Genomic DNA, 16,521 nt, shown 5'->3' on the forward strand with positions numbered 1-16,521 from the left:
CAGGGCTGCACGGGATTTCAGATTGCTTCTTGCTGAGTGATTAACTCTAAACTTTGAGCTAATCGTGATAAATGTTGAAACGACGGCTGCCTGCTTTCTGCAGTGGGTACTGTTGAATGAGTTCAGGTTGGTGCTGAAGTAAGGATTTGATGTCCAGGCTAATACTATCCTTGCTCTTCTTCCATGTCACTGAACCTTGCTGAAAGACAGCACGTTCATGTTCCTGCATCAGTGCTTGAACACGGTGTTTGAGTAGATCAAACTGGCTTTGGTGCTGTTCAAGCTGCTGTTTCTCCTGTATCAGCTGATCAAACAGTTCATTAGCAAGTTTCACCTCCGTTAGATCAACACAGCTCAGTGGGGTATGTTCAGGATAGAGCTGTTGTAAAGCTTTGGCTGCCGATTCACTGGCATCAACAGCAGGCGGAACGTCATTTTCAACACATTCCCAAAACAGCCGTTCTGCCTGAATGATTTGTTCAATCAGGGCTTCGTTACGACTGACTTTGTAGATTTTGGTTTCCTGTCCACACAGCAACACACAAATATGTGCCGCGTGCTTACCTGTCACCGCCAGTTGATGTTGTACCTGACACAACACGTATAAGGGCACACCATCTCGCCACAGTTTGGCACCATATTCCCCTGCGGTTTTACATTCCAGGATTTGCACGTCTTCATTGCCCACAACGGCATAATCCAAGTTCGCCAACATAAAGGCTTTGTCAGGATCAGGATGCTGTAGCACCGCATTGACTCGACGGACTTTATTATTGGTATGCAGACTGTAGTATTCAGCCACTAGCGGTTCTAGCTGCTTGCCCCAATATAAAGGTGCATGTCCTGAGCTTTCATCTTCAATGTTTTGCTGTACCCGTCCTGTTTTGATCATCCACAGTTCCAGCATCGACATATAAGGATTCAAGCCACAGGCGGCTGCGGCGTCACTACTGCCTATTCCCTGTTTACGCACTTCCAGCCATGCCTGATAGTCCAGTTGTTTGGTGTTGATCAGACGTTTGGCATTTAAACTACGTTTTGAACCTGATTGACTTTGTTTAGGCTTGTCATTGGCTATAGTTGGTAAATACTGAGATTGAGACGTTACTGTTGGGTTTATAATCTGATTCATGGGTTTATCCTTCTATCATTGATTTTAAAACGGCATAAAAAAAGCCACATCCGAAGATGTGGCAAAGAGGGATACAAGATAAAATTTAGGCTGCAAGATATAATGCTTGCTCTAATCCACGTTGCTTTAATGCTGCCCCTGCACCAAACCAAGCAGAGTCAAGGCGGTGATCAGTACTCATCGCACGACGTTCATGGTCGACAAACTCGGTGATCGCACAAAGTAGTCCATAGGCGGTGTCTTTGGCTGAAGATAAGTCTGCTCCACGTCCCTGCCCATTAAACATATTCATGACTTTGGTCATGGCACGTCCATTCGGTTCAGTTTTATTGGGTTGTGGATTGGCTTGAGACGCGACATTACGGTAGTACTGAATAATGTTATCCTCCTGTTCCATCGCACTTAGGCTATTGTTGTTAAATACCACATCAAAATAAGCCGCTGCTTCTTTCTGGGTGACTTTACGTTGGGTGAGTTGTTTCATTTCATACATGTGGTCGTACCATGTTTTCACTGAAATACCGAGTTGATCTTTGACTTTGTCGGCATCGAATTTGGTACTGTGCGGTACTTTGACCACGCCTGCATTGGAACTCTGCCCTCGTAAGGCAATCGCTAAGGTGTTGTTGCACACCACACGGATATTGGTGAATTGTGCGGTGGTGGCTAAAGTACCATCACATGCGGTTGCTAGCAGAATATAGCCATTGCTGACATCCCCACCTTTCAATTCTGCAGTTTGTCCTGTACGTGCCAAAGCCCAGAACTTTTTCCCACCTTTTAGGACACCTGCGGTTTCCAGTTCAAAGCCGGATTGCTCAGTCAGATCACGGTAGAACTCCAGAATTTCCATCGGTTGGACTTCTTGATAACGCTGACTCACCACCGATAAAGGAGCATGGGTATCTGAACGGTACAGTACCCGTTGTTCTTCATACGGCATGATGATGCTTTGTCCACGCGCGTTTTGAGCCATGTAGCTGACATTGGATGATTCAATGCGCCAGTCCATACCTGCTTGCTTGGCCCAGACTTCAATCGGTTGGTTTTGGCTAAGTTGATTGCCCAGACCGTGCCACGGGGTTTGTCCGACATACGCCATTTGTTCAAGTTGATGTGCCATTTTGATTATTCCTTAAATAAAAGTGAAAGATGTAAAGATGCAGAAATGTGCTGTAAGGGTTTAAACAATCCATCTATTCAAAGATGTAACCGTGTAAAGTTAGAGATGCGATTACGGCACCCATGCAAACGCTTGTTGGCAATCCAGACAGAGATACTCTCGGCATTGCTGTAATATTTTTCATAGCAGTACTGACTGACAATAACCAATACACCACCCATCACAACACCGATGGCTGCGCCTGTAAAAGGCGGGAATCCTGCCTTTTTGGCAAACTGCATGCCGAACAGCGCCATCTGTGTCGGTGAAATACAACGTTGCAGTTGTTCGAAATAATTGGCGTTTGCATGACTTGAATCAGTCTGTCTGACATGGGTGGACTGACAATAGGGGCATTGAATTAAGGACATTGAATATTCCTTGTTAAATGAATTGGGTACGAAAAGCTGAATTGAGGGCATAAAAAAACCGTGCCCATTGAGGACACGGTTTGATTTAAATTTTACTTTGTCGAGGAGAGTCGCTATTGAAAGCTATAGCTTGCAGTGCCTTTTTCTGTTTCAACATCGACACGCACTACATTGTCATAGCCACAACCGGTTAATTTCAGCCTTAAACGCAAACCCATTTTAAAATGCTGCGGATATTCCAATGATCGGCGATAACCTTCATAACTGCATTCACCGTTGTTGATCAGCACATTGGTCACATCAATCGGATCTGCACTGTTAGAACGGATCGTTAATACCGCAGCGGATTGATTTTGGGCATACCAGTTACTGGTATCAATTACATCGAGTTCGACCGTAAACGTGTTTGGATCAAGGCCAGCATTACAGCCACTCAACATGATGCCTGTCGTTGTAGTCACTGCGAGGAGTAAGGGTTTTAAAAGTTGCTTCATCAAGTTCATCCTTAGCAGTAGTTATAGCTCACGCCATAATCGCCTGTATTTAAATCAATGCTAGCCAGATGGATTTCACAGTCTGTGCCGTTATCAAATTTATAGACGTAGTAGCGATTACCCGCTTGCTCCGACTCCAGTGCGCCATGTTCTTGCAAGCTAAAGTCTTGCACTGATTTGCCTGTATCTTTTGCGGCTTTGGCAAAGATATAGCGTTGATACTTGTCTATATTGTCCTGCTCAAATTCAGGCAGTTCATCATAAGGCAGCATCGACAGTAAGGTATCCACAGCCTTAAGTTTTTGATCAAACTCAAAACTCAGCAGCTCAGGCTCATGGTCTGATGGACTCAGACTTTTGCTTCCCGTGGTCAATTCTTTGACATCGATCCCATCCACTTCTGCCGCTGCAATCTCAGTGGATACTGCTTCTGAACTGGCGGATTCTAAAGGCTGTGCAGAGCTGGTCTCAGAAGTACTGGCTGGAACCGTTTTTTCAGTTGCGTGTTTAGGGCTAAAGAAGTAGAAGCCTGCGATGCTGATCAAGGTCAGGGCTAAGATTGCCGCCAAGCCCAATATGGTTTTTTGGGTCATTTGAATGTTCCCCTCGTTTAGTTGGGCACAGTGACTTGACCATTCTGAGTATTAAAGTGAACAAAGCGCGGACAACCACCCTGAAAGTTCACCGTGAAATTACGCCAACCACGGTTGCCAGGATTGGTTTTATAAAGACATTGATAAACCCCACCGCCTGTATGACGTGCTTGAACAAGGTAGGATTCACCGGCTTGTGCAAACCAGCCTGCCTGCGCCAATGATGCGCCTGCAAGTAGTGATGAAATCAGGGTCGTTTTTAGAAAAGTTTTAAACATCATCATTTTCTCTTTTTTATAGGCATCACTGGTCTTGGTCTTAATCAGACGCAGTGCTCCCCATGCATGAATGTTAGAATGAATATCTATGTTTTTTTGAAGTGTTATAGACGATAAAGCACACAAATCTATGCCCCTCAAAAACAGCATGAGAGATTCATCTTCATATCGGTAATATGTACTTGAAAAAATTTTATTCTTAGAAAGTCATGGACACAGCTATGCATTGACTGCACGGCATCAGGTCTAATCACCCAACGGCACAAACATGAAAAAAGAGAAATGTAAAAGACGGTATTGATGTAAGCGCATGGCGTACTCCTTAGGTAATAGAGCTCTACCACAACCACTGTCAATTGATGGTGGCAGAACGAGAAAGGGTTGACAGACTGAACCTAAGAATCAGCACGCCCGAAGGCGTCCCTCCCCCGCCCTACCGCAAAGAAGGGGGACGAACGAGTCCACAACATGCAAAATCAGATTTCACATATTGTCTTTGTTAATGGGTCTGTCAAAACCCGCTGACGATGTAGGTCAGCAGACTAAGGATAATCTGCACGCTGTAGAGCGTCAAGCAAGCTAAATAAATGGGGAGTGAAAATATTTATAATTAAAAAATGTTTGAATAAGAATTTAGTTAGATTTAAATACAGCTTATTAAACTATATTCCTTAATCTTCCAAATACCACCAAAAGAAATCAATCCAATCCAAAATTTGATGAGGGGTAGGTTGAGGGGTAAAACTACAGACAAAAAATAAGCCCTTGCAAATACAAGGGCTTATCTTAAAATTTGGCGGAAGCGGTGAGATTCGAACTCACGGAGGACTCACACCCTCGTCGGTTTTCAAGACCGGTGCATTAAACCGCTCTGCCACGCTTCCATGTGCGCCATGATACGAAGCTTTTGATTTGATGACAAGCAAAAAATTCCTCGTCAGCACTCAAGTGAATATTGTTTCACCAAATCAATGCTAAAGCTCATCAAAACAACAGCATAGCCACCTCACTTTTTAAAGTTTAGCAGCTAATTCTGCCCCTTCACGAATCGCACGTTTTGCATCTAACTCTGCAGCAAGCTTTGCCCCACCAATAATATGATAATTAGCCAAAGTATTTTCATCTGCCGCAGGCATTAAATCTTTAACTGATTCTTGCCCCGCACAGACTACAATGCTATCTACACGTAACAATTGGTCTTGACCTGCCATTTCAATCCACAAGCCTTCATTGCTAATAGCTTTATATTGCACACCACGTAGCATACGCACTGCATGTTTTTTTAACTGTGCGCGGTGTACCCACCCTGAAGTTTTACCCAAACCAGCACCCAAAGCCGTCGTTTTACGTTGCAATAAATAAATTTCACGGATTGGGGGATGTACTTCTGGAGCACTCATGCCTCCTTCAGTCACATAATTAGGATTCGGATCGACACCCCATTCACGCTGCCATTCTGCCAAAGGTTGCGGTTGTGGCTGATGTTCAGGTTTCAGTAAAAACTCCGAAACATCAAAACCGATTCCACCTGCACCAATCACAGCAACTTTCCGTCCAACAGGTGCGCCACGTAATACTTGTGCATAAGACAATACTTGCGGTGCTTCGCTGCCTTCAATTTTTAGTGGACGTGGTACAACACCTGTTGCAATGACCACTTCATCAAAACCTTCACGTTCGAGTTGCTCGCGGTTGACTTTGGTATTTAAACGTAAATCGACCCCAGTTTTTTCAATTTGTACTTTAAAATAGCGAATGGTTTCATGAAATTCCTCTTTGCCCGGTACGACTTTTGCCAAGTTAAATTGCCCACCCACTTCATTGCTGGCTTCAAATAAAGTCACCTGATGCCCGCGACTGGCAGCAACTGTAGCGGCAGACATTCCAGCAACACCACCACCGACAACTGCAATACGCTTCGGTTGCTTGGTTTTTTCATAGACCAATTCAGTTTCATAGGCTGCACGCGGGTTGACCAAACAAGTCGCTCGTTGATTTTTAAAGGTATGATCTAAACACGCTTGGTTACAGGCAATACAGGTGTTAATTTCATTGACACGATTAGTCGCAGTTTTATTGACCCAGAATGCATCTGCCAATAATGGGCGTGCCATTTGAATCATATCGGCTTTACCCGCTGCCAAAATTTCTTCTGCAGTATCAGGCATATTAATACGGTTGGATGCAATTACAGGAATCTCAACGTGTTTTTTCACTTCTGCGGTGTAATCAACAAAAGCTGCACGTGGCACAGAAGTCACAATGGTCGGAATACGAGCTTCATGCCAGCCAATTCCAGTATTGAGTAAGTTCACACCCGCGTGCTCTAAGGCTTTTGCAACGGTAATCACTTCCTGCATAGTGTTGCCATCGTGGACTAAATCCAACATCGACAAACGGAAGCAGATAATAAATTTTTCGCCAACTTCAGCACGAATAGCTTTGACCACTTCCAAAGCAAAACGCATACGATTTTCAATTGCACCGCCCCATTGGTCTTCACGCTGATTCACATGACGGCTTAAAAACTGGTTCAACAAATAGCCTTCCGAACCCATAATTTCCACACCATCGTAGCCTGCCATTTTGGCTAAACTGGCTGTTTTTGCATAATCTTCAATGGTATTTAAAATTTGTCTTTCACTCATTTTACGAGGTTTAAATGGTGAAATTGGAGATTTAATCGGGCTTGCTGACACCACAAATGGATGATAGCCGTAGCGTCCTGAATGCAGAATTTGCATTAAAATTTTAGCGCCATGCTTATGTACTGCATGTGTCACCAGTCGGTGTGGCGCAACATCGCCCAATGTATTCATAGCCCCGCCCGCAGGCAATAACCAGCCTTGACGGTTAGGTGAAATACCACCCGTAATAATTAAACCCACGCCACCTTTAGCACGTTCGCCAAAATAAGCAGCCAGTTTTGGATAGTTATAAAAACGATCTTCCAAACCCGTGTGCATTGAACCCATCACAACACGGTTTTTAATGGTGGTAAATCCTAAATGTAATGGTTTTAGAATATTTGCATAGCGAGTTGTCATGATGAATCCTTATATAATGAGCTTTGCAACTTGTTGCATGAATACTTTAACCGATTTTTATAAACTGTTTATGACTCTAAAGTTCGACTGCGTGGCGCAAACGTCAATCTATAAACTATTCTTGGTGAAATGCCCTAAATAAAAGTGATTTTATTTTGCACCATCCAAATTTCGGGTTTTGTTATTCAATTTTTACACCAAGTTTGCCATTTCTAAATGAAAATTTAAGTCTGAACCTGATTTTTTTATCAAATGCGCTTTTTTAACGAAAACAAGCATTTTAAAGGGTGCTATAATTTTCAGTTTAGAATTTTCCTTGGCCACCAAATGTGGTGCCTATTTTAAAAAGTTAGGACTAGCAATGACTGATAATGCAACTATCTTGCAGAATGTACCAGTAGGCAAAAAAGTCGGTATCGCCTTTTCTGGTGGTCTAGATACTTCAGCTGCTTTATTGTGGATGAAGCAAAAAGGCGCTGAACCGTATGCGTATACAGCAAACTTGGGGCAGCCAGATGAAGATGACTATGATGCCATTCCAAAGAAAGCCGAAGAATATGGCGCGGTAAAAGCACGCTTGGTTGACTGCCGTTTGCAGTTGGCTTTGGAAGGTATTGCTGCCATTCAATGTGGTGCATTCCATATCAGCACAGGCGGTGTGCCTTACTTTAACACCACCCCGCTTGGTCGTGCAGTAACAGGTACGATGCTCGTGACTGCCATGAAAGAAGATGACGTCAACATCTGGGGTGATGGTTCAACTTATAAAGGTAACGATATTGAGCGTTTCTATCGGTATGGTTTATTGACCAATCCTGCGCTTAAAATTTATAAGCCATGGTTAGACCAAACCTTTATTGATGAGTTGGGCGGTCGTGCGGAAATGTCACAATTCCTCATCGACAATGGTTTTGACTATAAAATGTCAAAAGAAAAAGCGTATTCAACTGACTCAAACATGCTAGGTGCAACACACGAAGCGAAAGACCTTGAGTACCTAGATGCTGGCATCAAAATCGTTGATCCAATCATGGGCGTGGCGTTCTGGAAAGACGACGTTGAAATTCAACCCGAAGAAGTATCGATTACTTTTGAAGAAGGCTTCCCTGTTGCAATCAACGGTCAACGTATCGAAGATCCTGTTGAGTTCATTCTTGAAGCCAACCGTATTGGTGGTCGTCATGGTCTAGGTATGTCTGACCAAATTGAAAACCGTATTATTGAAGCGAAATCTCGCGGTATTTATGAAGCACCGGGTATGGCACTTCTACATATTGCTTATGAGCGCTTGGTTACCGGTATTCATAACGAAGACACGATCGAACAATACCGTATTAATGGTTTACGCTTAGGTCGTTTGCTTTACCAAGGTCGTTGGTTCGACTCTCAAGCATTAATGCTTCGTGAAACTGCACAGCGTTGGGTTGCGAAAGCTATCACAGGTACTGTGACTTTAGAACTTCGTCGTGGCAATGACTACACGATTATGAACACTGAATCTGAAAACCTCACTTATGAAGCTGAACGTTTGACGATGGAGAAAGGTGATTCAATGTTTACGCCAATGGACCGTATTGGGCAGTTAACGATGCGCAACTTGGACATTACCGATACACGCGCTAAATTAGGTATTTATACCAATTCTGGCTTATTGTCGATTGGTTCAGGGTCTGCAGTGCCACAATTGAAAGACAAAAACAAATAATCACTTGCTGATGATTTTGTGAAATCAAAAGCCGCTCAAATTGAGCGGCTTTTTTATGTCTGTTTAAACAGAAGCACTGGATAATTCAGACTAAATGAAAGCTGCGATAAAAACTTATACCACCTCTTCTACCTGCAAAGTGTGGTAATAAATTTGATTACGTCCCAACTGTTTTGCACGGTACAAGGCTTGGTCTGCTCGTTGCAAGAAGTCGCTTTTAAAAATTTCAGCCTCACCTTTGTAGACAGTAAAACCTAAACTGATTGTGACGTTACTGGAAACTAAAGATTGGCTATGTGGAATCGCCAAACGCTCAACCGCTTTAAAAATATTGGAAGCCACAGCATACGCACCATGTGCATCCGTTTCTGGCAATAACACCACGAATTCTTCGCCACCATAACGTGCGACAAAATCCATGTGACGAATCGAGTCTTTGATGGATTTGGCAATCGCTGAAATGACCTCATCCCCCTTTTGATGCCCATAATGATCGTTATATTTTTTAAAAAAATCGACATCTATAAAAAGTAAGGATAATGGCACTTCATCATGCCGTGCCTGTTCAAAATAGCTATCTAGCATTTCATCAAAGGTACGTCGGTTAGACACTTTGGTCAACGCATCATGCTGACTTAAATGCAACAACTCTTCGGCATGGATACGGTTAATTTTTTCACTGAGTCGAGCTTGGTGCATCACCAAAAAAATCATCCGCTCTCGGGTACACAGCATTTTGCTGATTAAAAAACCCATCACCGTACTGCCAACCAACACCCGCCCCATCACCATCACATCAATTGGAATATGCAAGCTTAATAACATAATCATGGCAACCACTGCAGCCATTAGCCCTGTCAGCAGCATGTGAAACGGCTTCACCCCTGTCAGTACAAAGCCCATAATATAAATCATACTAATGATCATCATGGCTTGATATCTAAACACTTCGGTAAGCACTGTCATGGTCAGCCAAGTCATCGACACAATGGCCCAAAAAGTCAACGCCATGGCAGCATAAGCATAATACGGGCGCAAAATTTTATAATGGGCAAAAAAGAACAGGGTCAGTAAGCAAAATGCACCATTCACCAAACCTAGTAAGGAATGGATAAGGTCGTGTTTAAAAAAATTACGATCAATAAGCCAGTAATCCCCAGTAATGATCAGCACAGTGATAATAAAGTAGATGAGTACGCCCGACCAAAAATATTGGTTAATGTTATGCCGTGCTTGTTCAAGATGCTGTTGCCAAAATTCAACTTCGAGTTGTTTCGGAAAAACCTGCCCAGCACGTTTACGTTGACGTTTAATCAACTCTTCATTTTTTTCTTTGTCGTACTGTAGCTTGGCTAACTTATATTTGTATTCCATGGATGCTTTAAATTCCATTTAATCACGATTGTTGCACAGCAAAACTGTAACAGCCTGAATATAATTTTTTAGTGGTTTAAAAATAACACAATGTCGAAACAATTAATTCAGGCATTTCTATTTTTTATGGCTTTCAGCGTTACCATTTTAACATTTATAGATTATCATCTGTTTTATTTTTCAGACTGGCAGCGCCTTGAATACGATTACTCTTATCCAGCCAGATGACTGGCATGCTCATTTACGTGATGGTTTAGCACTACAACGTACTGTTCCCGATCTTGCCAAGCAGTTTTCACGCGCAATTTGTATGCCTAACCTTGTTCCGCCAGTAAAAACGGTAGAAGAAGCGGAAGCATATCGTGAACGCATCATGGCACACGTTCCAAAAGGTGTAAATTTTGATCCGCGTATGGTGTTGTATTTTACCGATCAAACCGCTCCTGAAGAAGTTAAGAAAATTAAAGCCTCTGCACATGTGAATGCCATTAAACTTTACCCTGCTGGCGCAACAACAAATTCAGACAATGGCGTGAGCGACATTCGTAAAGTATATGCGGTGATTGAGCAACTTGAAGAACAACAAGTGCCATTATTATTGCACGGTGAAGTCACGCACAATCATGTCGATATTTTTGACCGTGAAAAACGCTTCTTAGATGAAGTGCTTTCACCATTATTACAACAATTTCCTAACTTAAAATTGGTGCTTGAGCACATTACCACCTCTGAAGCAGCGCAATTTGTTTTAGAACAAGGCCGTAATGTCGCAGCAACCATTACCCCGCAACATTTATTATTTAACCGTAATGATATGTTGGTGGGTGGTGTGAAACCACATTTCTATTGTTTGCCTATTTTAAAACGTCAAACCCATCAGCAAACCTTATTGGAAGTTGCGACTAGCGGAAATCCTAAGTTTTTCTTAGGGACAGATAGCGCACCGCACTCAAAAAATGCCAAAGAAAATGCATGTGGCTGTGCAGGCTGCTATAGTGCGCCTACGGCAATTGAACTTTATGCACAAGCTTTTGATCAAGCTGGACGTATTGACCGCTTAGAAGGCTTTGCAAGCTTGTTTGGTGCAGATTTTTATGGTTTGCCGCGTAATACCAACACCATTACCTTGGTGAAAGAAGAGCAAATCATTCCAACCAGTTTAGACTACTTGGATGGTGAACAAATTATTCCGTTATATGCGGGTAAAACCATTCAATGGAGAAAAGTGTGACAGATACAACTTTGCCCGTTATGGGGCAACGTTTTCGTGGTTTCTTGCCTGTGGTGGTCGATGTGGAAACCGCAGGCTTTAACGCCCAAACTGATGCTTTGTTAGAAATTGCTGCCATTCCAATTGTTTATGATGCGGAAGGGAAATTTGTACCCGGTGAAGCGTATCATGCGCATATCAACCCGTTTCAAGGGGCAAATTTAGACCGCCGCTCTTTAGACTTTATTGGGATTGATCCTTTCAACCCTATGCGAATGGCCATGGCTGAAGATGAAAAAACTGCGTTAAAACGAATTTTTAAATCGGTCAATGAGGTGCGTCGCCAACAAAATTGCACCCATGCCATTTTGGTGGGTCACAATGCGCATTTCGATTTAGGCTTTGTGCAAGCCGCCATTGCCCGCACAGGTACGAAGAACCAAAACCCATTCCACAGCTTTTCAGTGTTTGATACAGTGACTTTAAGTGCGGTGATGTTTGGTCAAACAGTGCTGGCAAAATCATGTATTCAGGCAGGTATTGAGTTTGATGGCAAAGAAGCACATTCAGCTTTATACGATACGCAAAAAACTGCAGAACTGTTTTGTTTTATTCTGAATAAACTTGCACCGTACATGGTAGAGAACTTACTCAACCCAGATCAATAATACGATTGTTACTCAAAAATTGAGATGTTTACAGGATGACAGACTGCGTTTGTCATCCTGTTTTCTTTTTATTGTTTTGGTTTTGATTCATGTTTTTCAACCACAAGGCTGAGCATCGAAATGTTTTTACTTAGAATCAGCTTTTATCCATGCAGTCTTTTGAGCTGACTTTGGTTATAATGGCAATATTCCAATTTGTGTTACTGATTCTGCCATGTTGAAAAAAATTGTATTGGTTTTGGTCATTCTCGCGCCTTCTGCGTTGTATCTTTATATAGTGAATCGTGAGCCTGCACAACCTGAACCAAGCACTCAACCCGCAGCTACACAAACAACAACCTCTGAAAAGTAATATCACCCCCCTGATCATTAAAATACTGCACAGCGTTCAAATATTTATACGGTGATTTATTACTTTTAAAGATGTATTATTTTTTAAACAAATAACAAATAGCGCGGCTGTTTTCTAGGATTCAGGTTTGACACTGTTGCGAAAAATTCATAATATACGCATCACCTCGCAACGTCCCTATCGTCTAGAGGCCTAGGACATCGCCCTTTCACGGCGGTAACCGGGGTTCGAATCCCCGTAGGGACGCCATTTATCGTGCTATACGATCATTTCTAATTCAAACATATTATTTTCAAGATTGCAGAATTGTAGTTTTTCTCTACAATACTTCGCTTCTTTTATTTTTTCTCCTATCACTTATGCAGTCATCCAATCATCAGAATGATGCTGTGCATCAAGGTCGTGCTGAGCCTTTAAAACGTGCAATGAGTACCCGCCATTTGGTTATGATTTCATTGGGCGGAGCCATTGGTACAGGTTTATTTCTTGGCTCAGGTGAAGTGATTGCACAAACAGGGCCTATTGGCGCAATTATCGCGTATATTTTTGGTGGTTTAATTGCCTACATGGTCATGCTGTGTTTGGGCGAACTTGCCGTACACATGCCTGTTTCAGGTTCATTTGGGGCATACGCTAAACAATATATTGGGCCTGGCACGGGCTACACCATCACTTGGTTGTATTGGCTCACGTGGTCGGTCACTTTAGGCACAGAATTTACCGCCGCCGCGTTGTTAATGCAGGAATGGTTCCCCCATATTTCCATGTGGATTTGGACACTGATTTTTGGTGGTGTCGTATTTAGTTTAAATATGATTTCCACACGCCTGTTTGCAGAATCTGAGTTTTGGTTGTCTTTAGTCAAGGTCGTGACTGTTATTGCCTTTATCGTTTTGGGTTTAATGGCAATTTTTGGTGTTGTATCCTATCAAGGTTATAGCTCTACCTTTATTTAGTAATTTAACTGCACAGGGCTGGTTTCCTGAAGGGTTATTCCCTATTTTTGCCACCATGTTGATCGTCAATTTCGCCTTTTCAGGTACGGAGTTAATTGGTGTTGCTGCAGGTGAAACTAAAGACCCGGCTAAAAACGTGCCTAAAGCAATCAACACCGCAATTTTCCGCCTGTTGATTTTCTTTGTAGGTACCATTGTGGTAATTAGTGCGCTGTTACCACATCAGGCTGCAGGTTTGGCTGCAGAAGGTGTAAGTAGCAGTCCTTTTGTGACGGTGTTTAATCAGATTGGTATTCCGTATGCGGAAGATATTATCCGTTTTGTGATTATAACGGCGTTACTCTCTGCAGCCAATTCAGGCTTATTTGCAGCTTCACGAATGATGTGGTCGCTCTCACACCAAAAACAATTGCCACAGATTTTTTCTAAAGTGAATTCACGTGGTATTCCTTATATTGCAGTCATGGTCACCATGCTCGGTGCAATGCCGGGTTTATTGTCTGAACAATTTGCTCCTGAAACCATTTTTAAAAACCTCTTAGGCGTGGCAGCATTTACCATGGTGGTCGTGTGGATGAGCATTTGTTTAAGCCAGTTTAACTTCCGTCGGCAATGGTATAAACAAGGCAAAACCGTGCAGGATTTAGGTTTTGCTGCACCGCTATTTCCTATAGTGCCGATTTTAGGTTTTGTGTTCTGTTTTATTACTTGCCTAAGTATGGTATTTGACCCTGAAATGCTAGCAGGTTTTATTGGCTGTATGATTTTTATTGTGTTGTGCTATCTCAGTTATTACATGATTTATCACAAAAAATCATAATTTTTTTTAGCGATGATATAAAAATAATAAGGGCAATCTTAGGATTGCCCTATTTTTTGAGTTGTGTTGATTAGCAACGAATATTGCAAAATACAAAGAAAATCACGCTACTCAAATAAATGCGTCTATTTAAAGAATAGCTTGAAAAGCATGATTTTTACCGCTTCAGACGAATCACAGCAGCAGAATAGTTTTAATTTTATTCAGTTGAACAATTTTTTCAGAATTATTGCAGAAAAGCGTTTGACACCCCCCTTTATACGCCCTATTATACGCCCACCTCTGAAACGTCCCTATCGTCTAGAGGCCTAGGACATCGCCCTTTCACGGCGGTAACCGGGGTTCGAATCCCCGTAGGGACGCCAATTTCAGAAGTAGATTTTTTTTAAGTCCCTATCGTCTAGAGGCCTAGGACATCGCCCTTTCACGGCGGTAACCGGGGTTCGAATCCCCGTAGGGACGCCATTACTTCAAATCCAAAGTTCTGGTTTAAAATATCACTTCTACACTGTCCCTATCGTCTAGAGGCCTAGGACATCGCCCTTTCACGGCGGTAACCGGGGTTCGAATCCCCGTAGGGACGCCATATTCGAGATAGTTAATTTAATTAACTTCTCATAAAAAAGCCCAAGCATGATGACTTGGGCTTTTTTTTGCTTGTTCCTTCATTCCTGTTTTTAACGTTTGATCAAATTGTCTCGATTGCAATTTTATTTGTTTATAAATAATTCATTTAAAAATATTATTCTTTTACATTTCTCTTCAACTCGTTATCCATTCATTTTCATTTACAGCAATCGCACTATAAATCCGAACAAAAATCAATACCGATAGTATAAGCATGCCGTTAAGGTAGAAAGCATAATATATCTGCAAGGATCAGATTATGTTCGTCAGTACAAAGTTAAGTTCGCCTGAATCATCTATTAAAAAACATAATCATCAATTCAATAACTTTAAAGATTGGGTCAACTTCTTTCAAGATCAACAGATTTCGACGGCAGTAAAGACCGAACAGGCTGAGAACTATTTAAGAGATTTAATCCAGCAAGTTGATGTGGCTGGATTGGAATGGCTGGATCAACCCAGACATGTAGAGCAACATTTTCTGGAACAGCACCACCAAACCTGCACAATTTTCCAGTCTTATGTAGAGCGGCGTAAACAGCAGCAAGGACGCGAGTACTTCCCGACTGTATCACATGCATTTGAGTTCCTGGCCAAAGTCGCACCCGTAAAACTGGTAGACGGCTCATGGCTGTATTCAACTGTGCAAAACTGGAATCGTCCGGAAACCAAAGACTTGATTTCTATCTATCTGGAAGAACTGGGCATGGGTCATACTCGTGCCAATCATGTCACTATGTATCAAGATTTGTTGAATCATTATGAGCTGAACAGCTATGCCGAGCAGCTGGATGCCAGTTACTATGAACAAGCGGCTGTCCAGTTGGCACTGGCCTACGCACCACCCGAGTATTTGCCTTTAGTGATTGGCTTCAATCTGGGTTATGAGCAGCTGCCCTTACACCTGTTAATTACCAATTATGAGCTGTCTGAACTCGGTATTGATCCACATTATTTCAATGTACACATTACCATTGATAATGCTCACAACGGTCATGCACAAAAATCTCTGCAAGCCTATTTAGATCAGTATGCACTCGCTGAAGATCCTGCTCAGTATCTTGATCTGATTAAAAAAGGCTATGTGCTGAATGACATTGGTAAAAGCTCTACCCAGATCATCAAGCAGCTGGATATTGAAAAACTGGCTTTGAAAGTGTTCCAGAACAAAGCGCTGATTGGACAATATATCCATAACCAGAAATGCCAGTTTAGTGGCAAGACTATTAATGAGTGGTTATCCGATCCGACACAGATTGCGGGCTTCCTGAAAGTCATGATTGAAAAAGGCTGGATTGTAAAAGAAGCGCCTGTAGAACAAAGCCGATTCTGGAAAATGATTGATGATCCAGATGGTAAAATGTTTGGTGTATTTAATGCGACTGAAAAACAAATTATTAAAGACTGGATTCAAGGTGAGACTTTTGCTGCTCGTCTGCCATCACGTAGCAGATCTCAAGTACATAACCAGATGGAACCGGTGCTGAACCGTATCGACCAGCAGCAGATCCATCAGCTGAAAAGCCGTCTGAATCGCTGTGCCGCTGCCGAACAAAAGATTGATCTTTTGATTCCTTATGTGACACCGCATATGCATCATCAGGAAGTGGGTTTGTGGGCAACACGTCAGCTTTCTCAGTTACTCTTCCCTTTTCAGATTCAAGCCATGACTTATTCTTAAAAAGATCACTCATATAAAAACAGGGCATTTTATATGCCCTGTTTTTACTTC

General features: G+C 42.3%; 12 protein-coding genes, 5 tRNA genes and 2 pseudogenes. 10 read left to right on the forward strand and 9 right to left on the reverse strand.

The window, feature by feature from the left end; translation table 11 throughout:
* Positions 1-58: 58 nt before the first annotated feature.
* From AC0T5Z_RS09055 to AC0T5Z_RS09090, 8 genes and pseudogenes are all read right to left on the reverse strand, one after another.
* The gene (locus AC0T5Z_RS09055) at positions 59-1,132 is read right to left on the reverse strand and encodes a YqaJ viral recombinase family nuclease (RefSeq protein ID WP_435337090.1); all 1,074 of its coding nucleotides are present in this window, start codon (positions 1,130-1,132) and stop codon (positions 59-61) included.
* Positions 1,133-1,217: 85 nt separating this feature from the next.
* Positions 1,218-2,255 (reverse strand): DUF932 domain-containing protein, encoded by a 1,038-nt coding sequence (locus AC0T5Z_RS09060; protein WP_435337091.1) that lies wholly within the window; start codon positions 2,253-2,255, stop codon positions 1,218-1,220.
* Positions 2,256-2,366: 111 nt separating this feature from the next.
* Positions 2,367-2,665: pseudogene (locus tag AC0T5Z_RS09065) on the reverse strand (hypothetical protein).
* A gap of 113 nt (positions 2,666-2,778) precedes the next feature.
* The gene (locus AC0T5Z_RS09070; protein WP_005176388.1) at positions 2,779-3,159 is read right to left on the reverse strand and encodes a hypothetical protein; all 381 of its coding nucleotides are present in this window, start codon (positions 3,157-3,159) and stop codon (positions 2,779-2,781) included.
* An 11-nt stretch (positions 3,160-3,170) separates the two neighbouring features.
* Positions 3,171-3,752 carry a hypothetical protein gene (locus tag AC0T5Z_RS09075; protein ID WP_005176381.1) on the reverse strand — a complete coding sequence of 194 codons (582 nt, stop codon included), beginning with the start codon at positions 3,750-3,752 and terminating at the stop codon, positions 3,171-3,173.
* Between the two features lie 17 nt (positions 3,753-3,769).
* Positions 3,770-4,030: a hypothetical protein gene (locus AC0T5Z_RS09080; protein ID WP_034597600.1), complete on the reverse strand. Its 261-nt coding sequence runs from the start codon at positions 4,028-4,030 to the stop codon at positions 3,770-3,772.
* 794 nt (positions 4,031-4,824) lie between these two features.
* Positions 4,825-4,914 (reverse strand) — tRNA-Ser (locus AC0T5Z_RS09085).
* A 129-nt stretch (positions 4,915-5,043) separates the two neighbouring features.
* The gene (locus AC0T5Z_RS09090; RefSeq protein WP_291336520.1) at positions 5,044-7,077 is read right to left on the reverse strand and encodes an NADPH-dependent 2,4-dienoyl-CoA reductase; all 2,034 of its coding nucleotides are present in this window, start codon (positions 7,075-7,077) and stop codon (positions 5,044-5,046) included.
* Positions 7,078-7,438: 361 nt separating this feature from the next.
* On the opposite strand from AC0T5Z_RS09090, the gene argG reads away from it, so the two are divergent.
* Positions 7,439-8,782: an argininosuccinate synthase gene (argG, locus tag AC0T5Z_RS09095; protein ID WP_291336518.1), complete on the forward strand. Its 1,344-nt coding sequence runs from the start codon at positions 7,439-7,441 to the stop codon at positions 8,780-8,782.
* Positions 8,783-8,896: 114 nt separating this feature from the next.
* On the opposite strand, the gene AC0T5Z_RS09100 is transcribed toward argG, so the two are convergent.
* Positions 8,897-10,156 (reverse strand): GGDEF domain-containing protein, encoded by a 1,260-nt coding sequence (locus tag AC0T5Z_RS09100; RefSeq protein ID WP_435337092.1) that lies wholly within the window; start codon positions 10,154-10,156, stop codon positions 8,897-8,899.
* Between the two features lie 196 nt (positions 10,157-10,352).
* Here AC0T5Z_RS09100 and pyrC point away from each other — a divergent pair, with 196 nt between their 5' ends.
* The 9 genes and pseudogenes from pyrC (at position 10,353) to AC0T5Z_RS09145 (ending at position 16,470) form a co-directional block, all read left to right on the forward strand.
* Positions 10,353-11,387 (forward strand): dihydroorotase, encoded by a 1,035-nt coding sequence (gene pyrC, locus AC0T5Z_RS09105; RefSeq protein ID WP_291336514.1) that lies wholly within the window; start codon positions 10,353-10,355, stop codon positions 11,385-11,387.
* Positions 11,372-12,034: a ribonuclease T gene (gene rnt / locus AC0T5Z_RS09110; RefSeq protein WP_435337093.1), complete on the forward strand. Its 663-nt coding sequence runs from the start codon at positions 11,372-11,374 to the stop codon at positions 12,032-12,034. The genes pyrC and rnt overlap by 16 nt, the downstream gene beginning before the upstream one ends.
* Positions 12,035-12,248: 214 nt before the next feature.
* Positions 12,249-12,386 (forward strand): hypothetical protein, encoded by a 138-nt coding sequence (locus AC0T5Z_RS09115; RefSeq protein WP_291336510.1) that lies wholly within the window; start codon positions 12,249-12,251, stop codon positions 12,384-12,386.
* Positions 12,387-12,559: 173 nt separating this feature from the next.
* A tRNA-Glu gene (locus AC0T5Z_RS09120) sits at positions 12,560-12,635 on the forward strand.
* Between the two features lie 110 nt (positions 12,636-12,745).
* Positions 12,746-14,162, forward strand: a pseudogene (locus AC0T5Z_RS09125) (amino acid permease).
* Positions 14,163-14,451: 289 nt separating this feature from the next.
* Positions 14,452-14,527, forward strand: a tRNA-Glu gene (locus AC0T5Z_RS09130).
* Between the two features lie 24 nt (positions 14,528-14,551).
* Positions 14,552-14,627: transfer RNA gene (locus AC0T5Z_RS09135), tRNA-Glu, on the forward strand.
* Positions 14,628-14,672: 45 nt separating this feature from the next.
* Positions 14,673-14,748: transfer RNA gene (locus AC0T5Z_RS09140), tRNA-Glu, on the forward strand.
* Positions 14,749-15,048: 300 nt separating this feature from the next.
* Positions 15,049-16,470, forward strand: coding sequence for an iron-containing redox enzyme family protein (locus AC0T5Z_RS09145; protein WP_435337094.1), 1,422 nt, complete (start codon positions 15,049-15,051; stop codon positions 16,468-16,470).
* Positions 16,471-16,521 lie beyond the last annotated feature (51 nt).

Source organism: Acinetobacter pengchengensis (genome assembly GCF_982235305.1).

Excerpts from the sequence above, each read along its gene's own strand:
- AC0T5Z_RS09055 (WP_435337090.1), bottom strand. The coding sequence starts at position 1,132 with ATGAATCAGATTATAAACCCAACAGTAACGTCTCAATCTCAGTATTTA.
- AC0T5Z_RS09060 (WP_435337091.1), bottom strand. The coding sequence starts at position 2,255 with ATGGCACATCAACTTGAACAAATGGCGTATGTCGGACAAACCCCGTGG.
- AC0T5Z_RS09070 (WP_005176388.1), bottom strand. The coding sequence starts at position 3,159 with ATGAAGCAACTTTTAAAACCCTTACTCCTCGCAGTGACTACAACGACA.
- AC0T5Z_RS09075 (WP_005176381.1), bottom strand. The coding sequence starts at position 3,752 with ATGACCCAAAAAACCATATTGGGCTTGGCGGCAATCTTAGCCCTGACC.
- AC0T5Z_RS09080 (WP_034597600.1), bottom strand. The coding sequence starts at position 4,030 with ATGTTTAAAACTTTTCTAAAAACGACCCTGATTTCATCACTACTTGCA.
- AC0T5Z_RS09090 (WP_291336520.1), bottom strand. The coding sequence starts at position 7,077 with ATGACAACTCGCTATGCAAATATTCTAAAACCATTACATTTAGGATTT.
- argG (WP_291336518.1), top strand. The coding sequence starts at position 7,439 with ATGACTGATAATGCAACTATCTTGCAGAATGTACCAGTAGGCAAAAAA.
- AC0T5Z_RS09100 (WP_435337092.1), bottom strand. The coding sequence starts at position 10,156 with ATGGAATACAAATATAAGTTAGCCAAGCTACAGTACGACAAAGAAAAA.
- rnt (WP_435337093.1), top strand. The coding sequence starts at position 11,372 with ATGGAGAAAAGTGTGACAGATACAACTTTGCCCGTTATGGGGCAACGT.
- AC0T5Z_RS09115 (WP_291336510.1), top strand. The coding sequence starts at position 12,249 with ATGTTGAAAAAAATTGTATTGGTTTTGGTCATTCTCGCGCCTTCTGCG.
- AC0T5Z_RS09145 (WP_435337094.1), top strand. The coding sequence starts at position 15,049 with ATGTTCGTCAGTACAAAGTTAAGTTCGCCTGAATCATCTATTAAAAAA.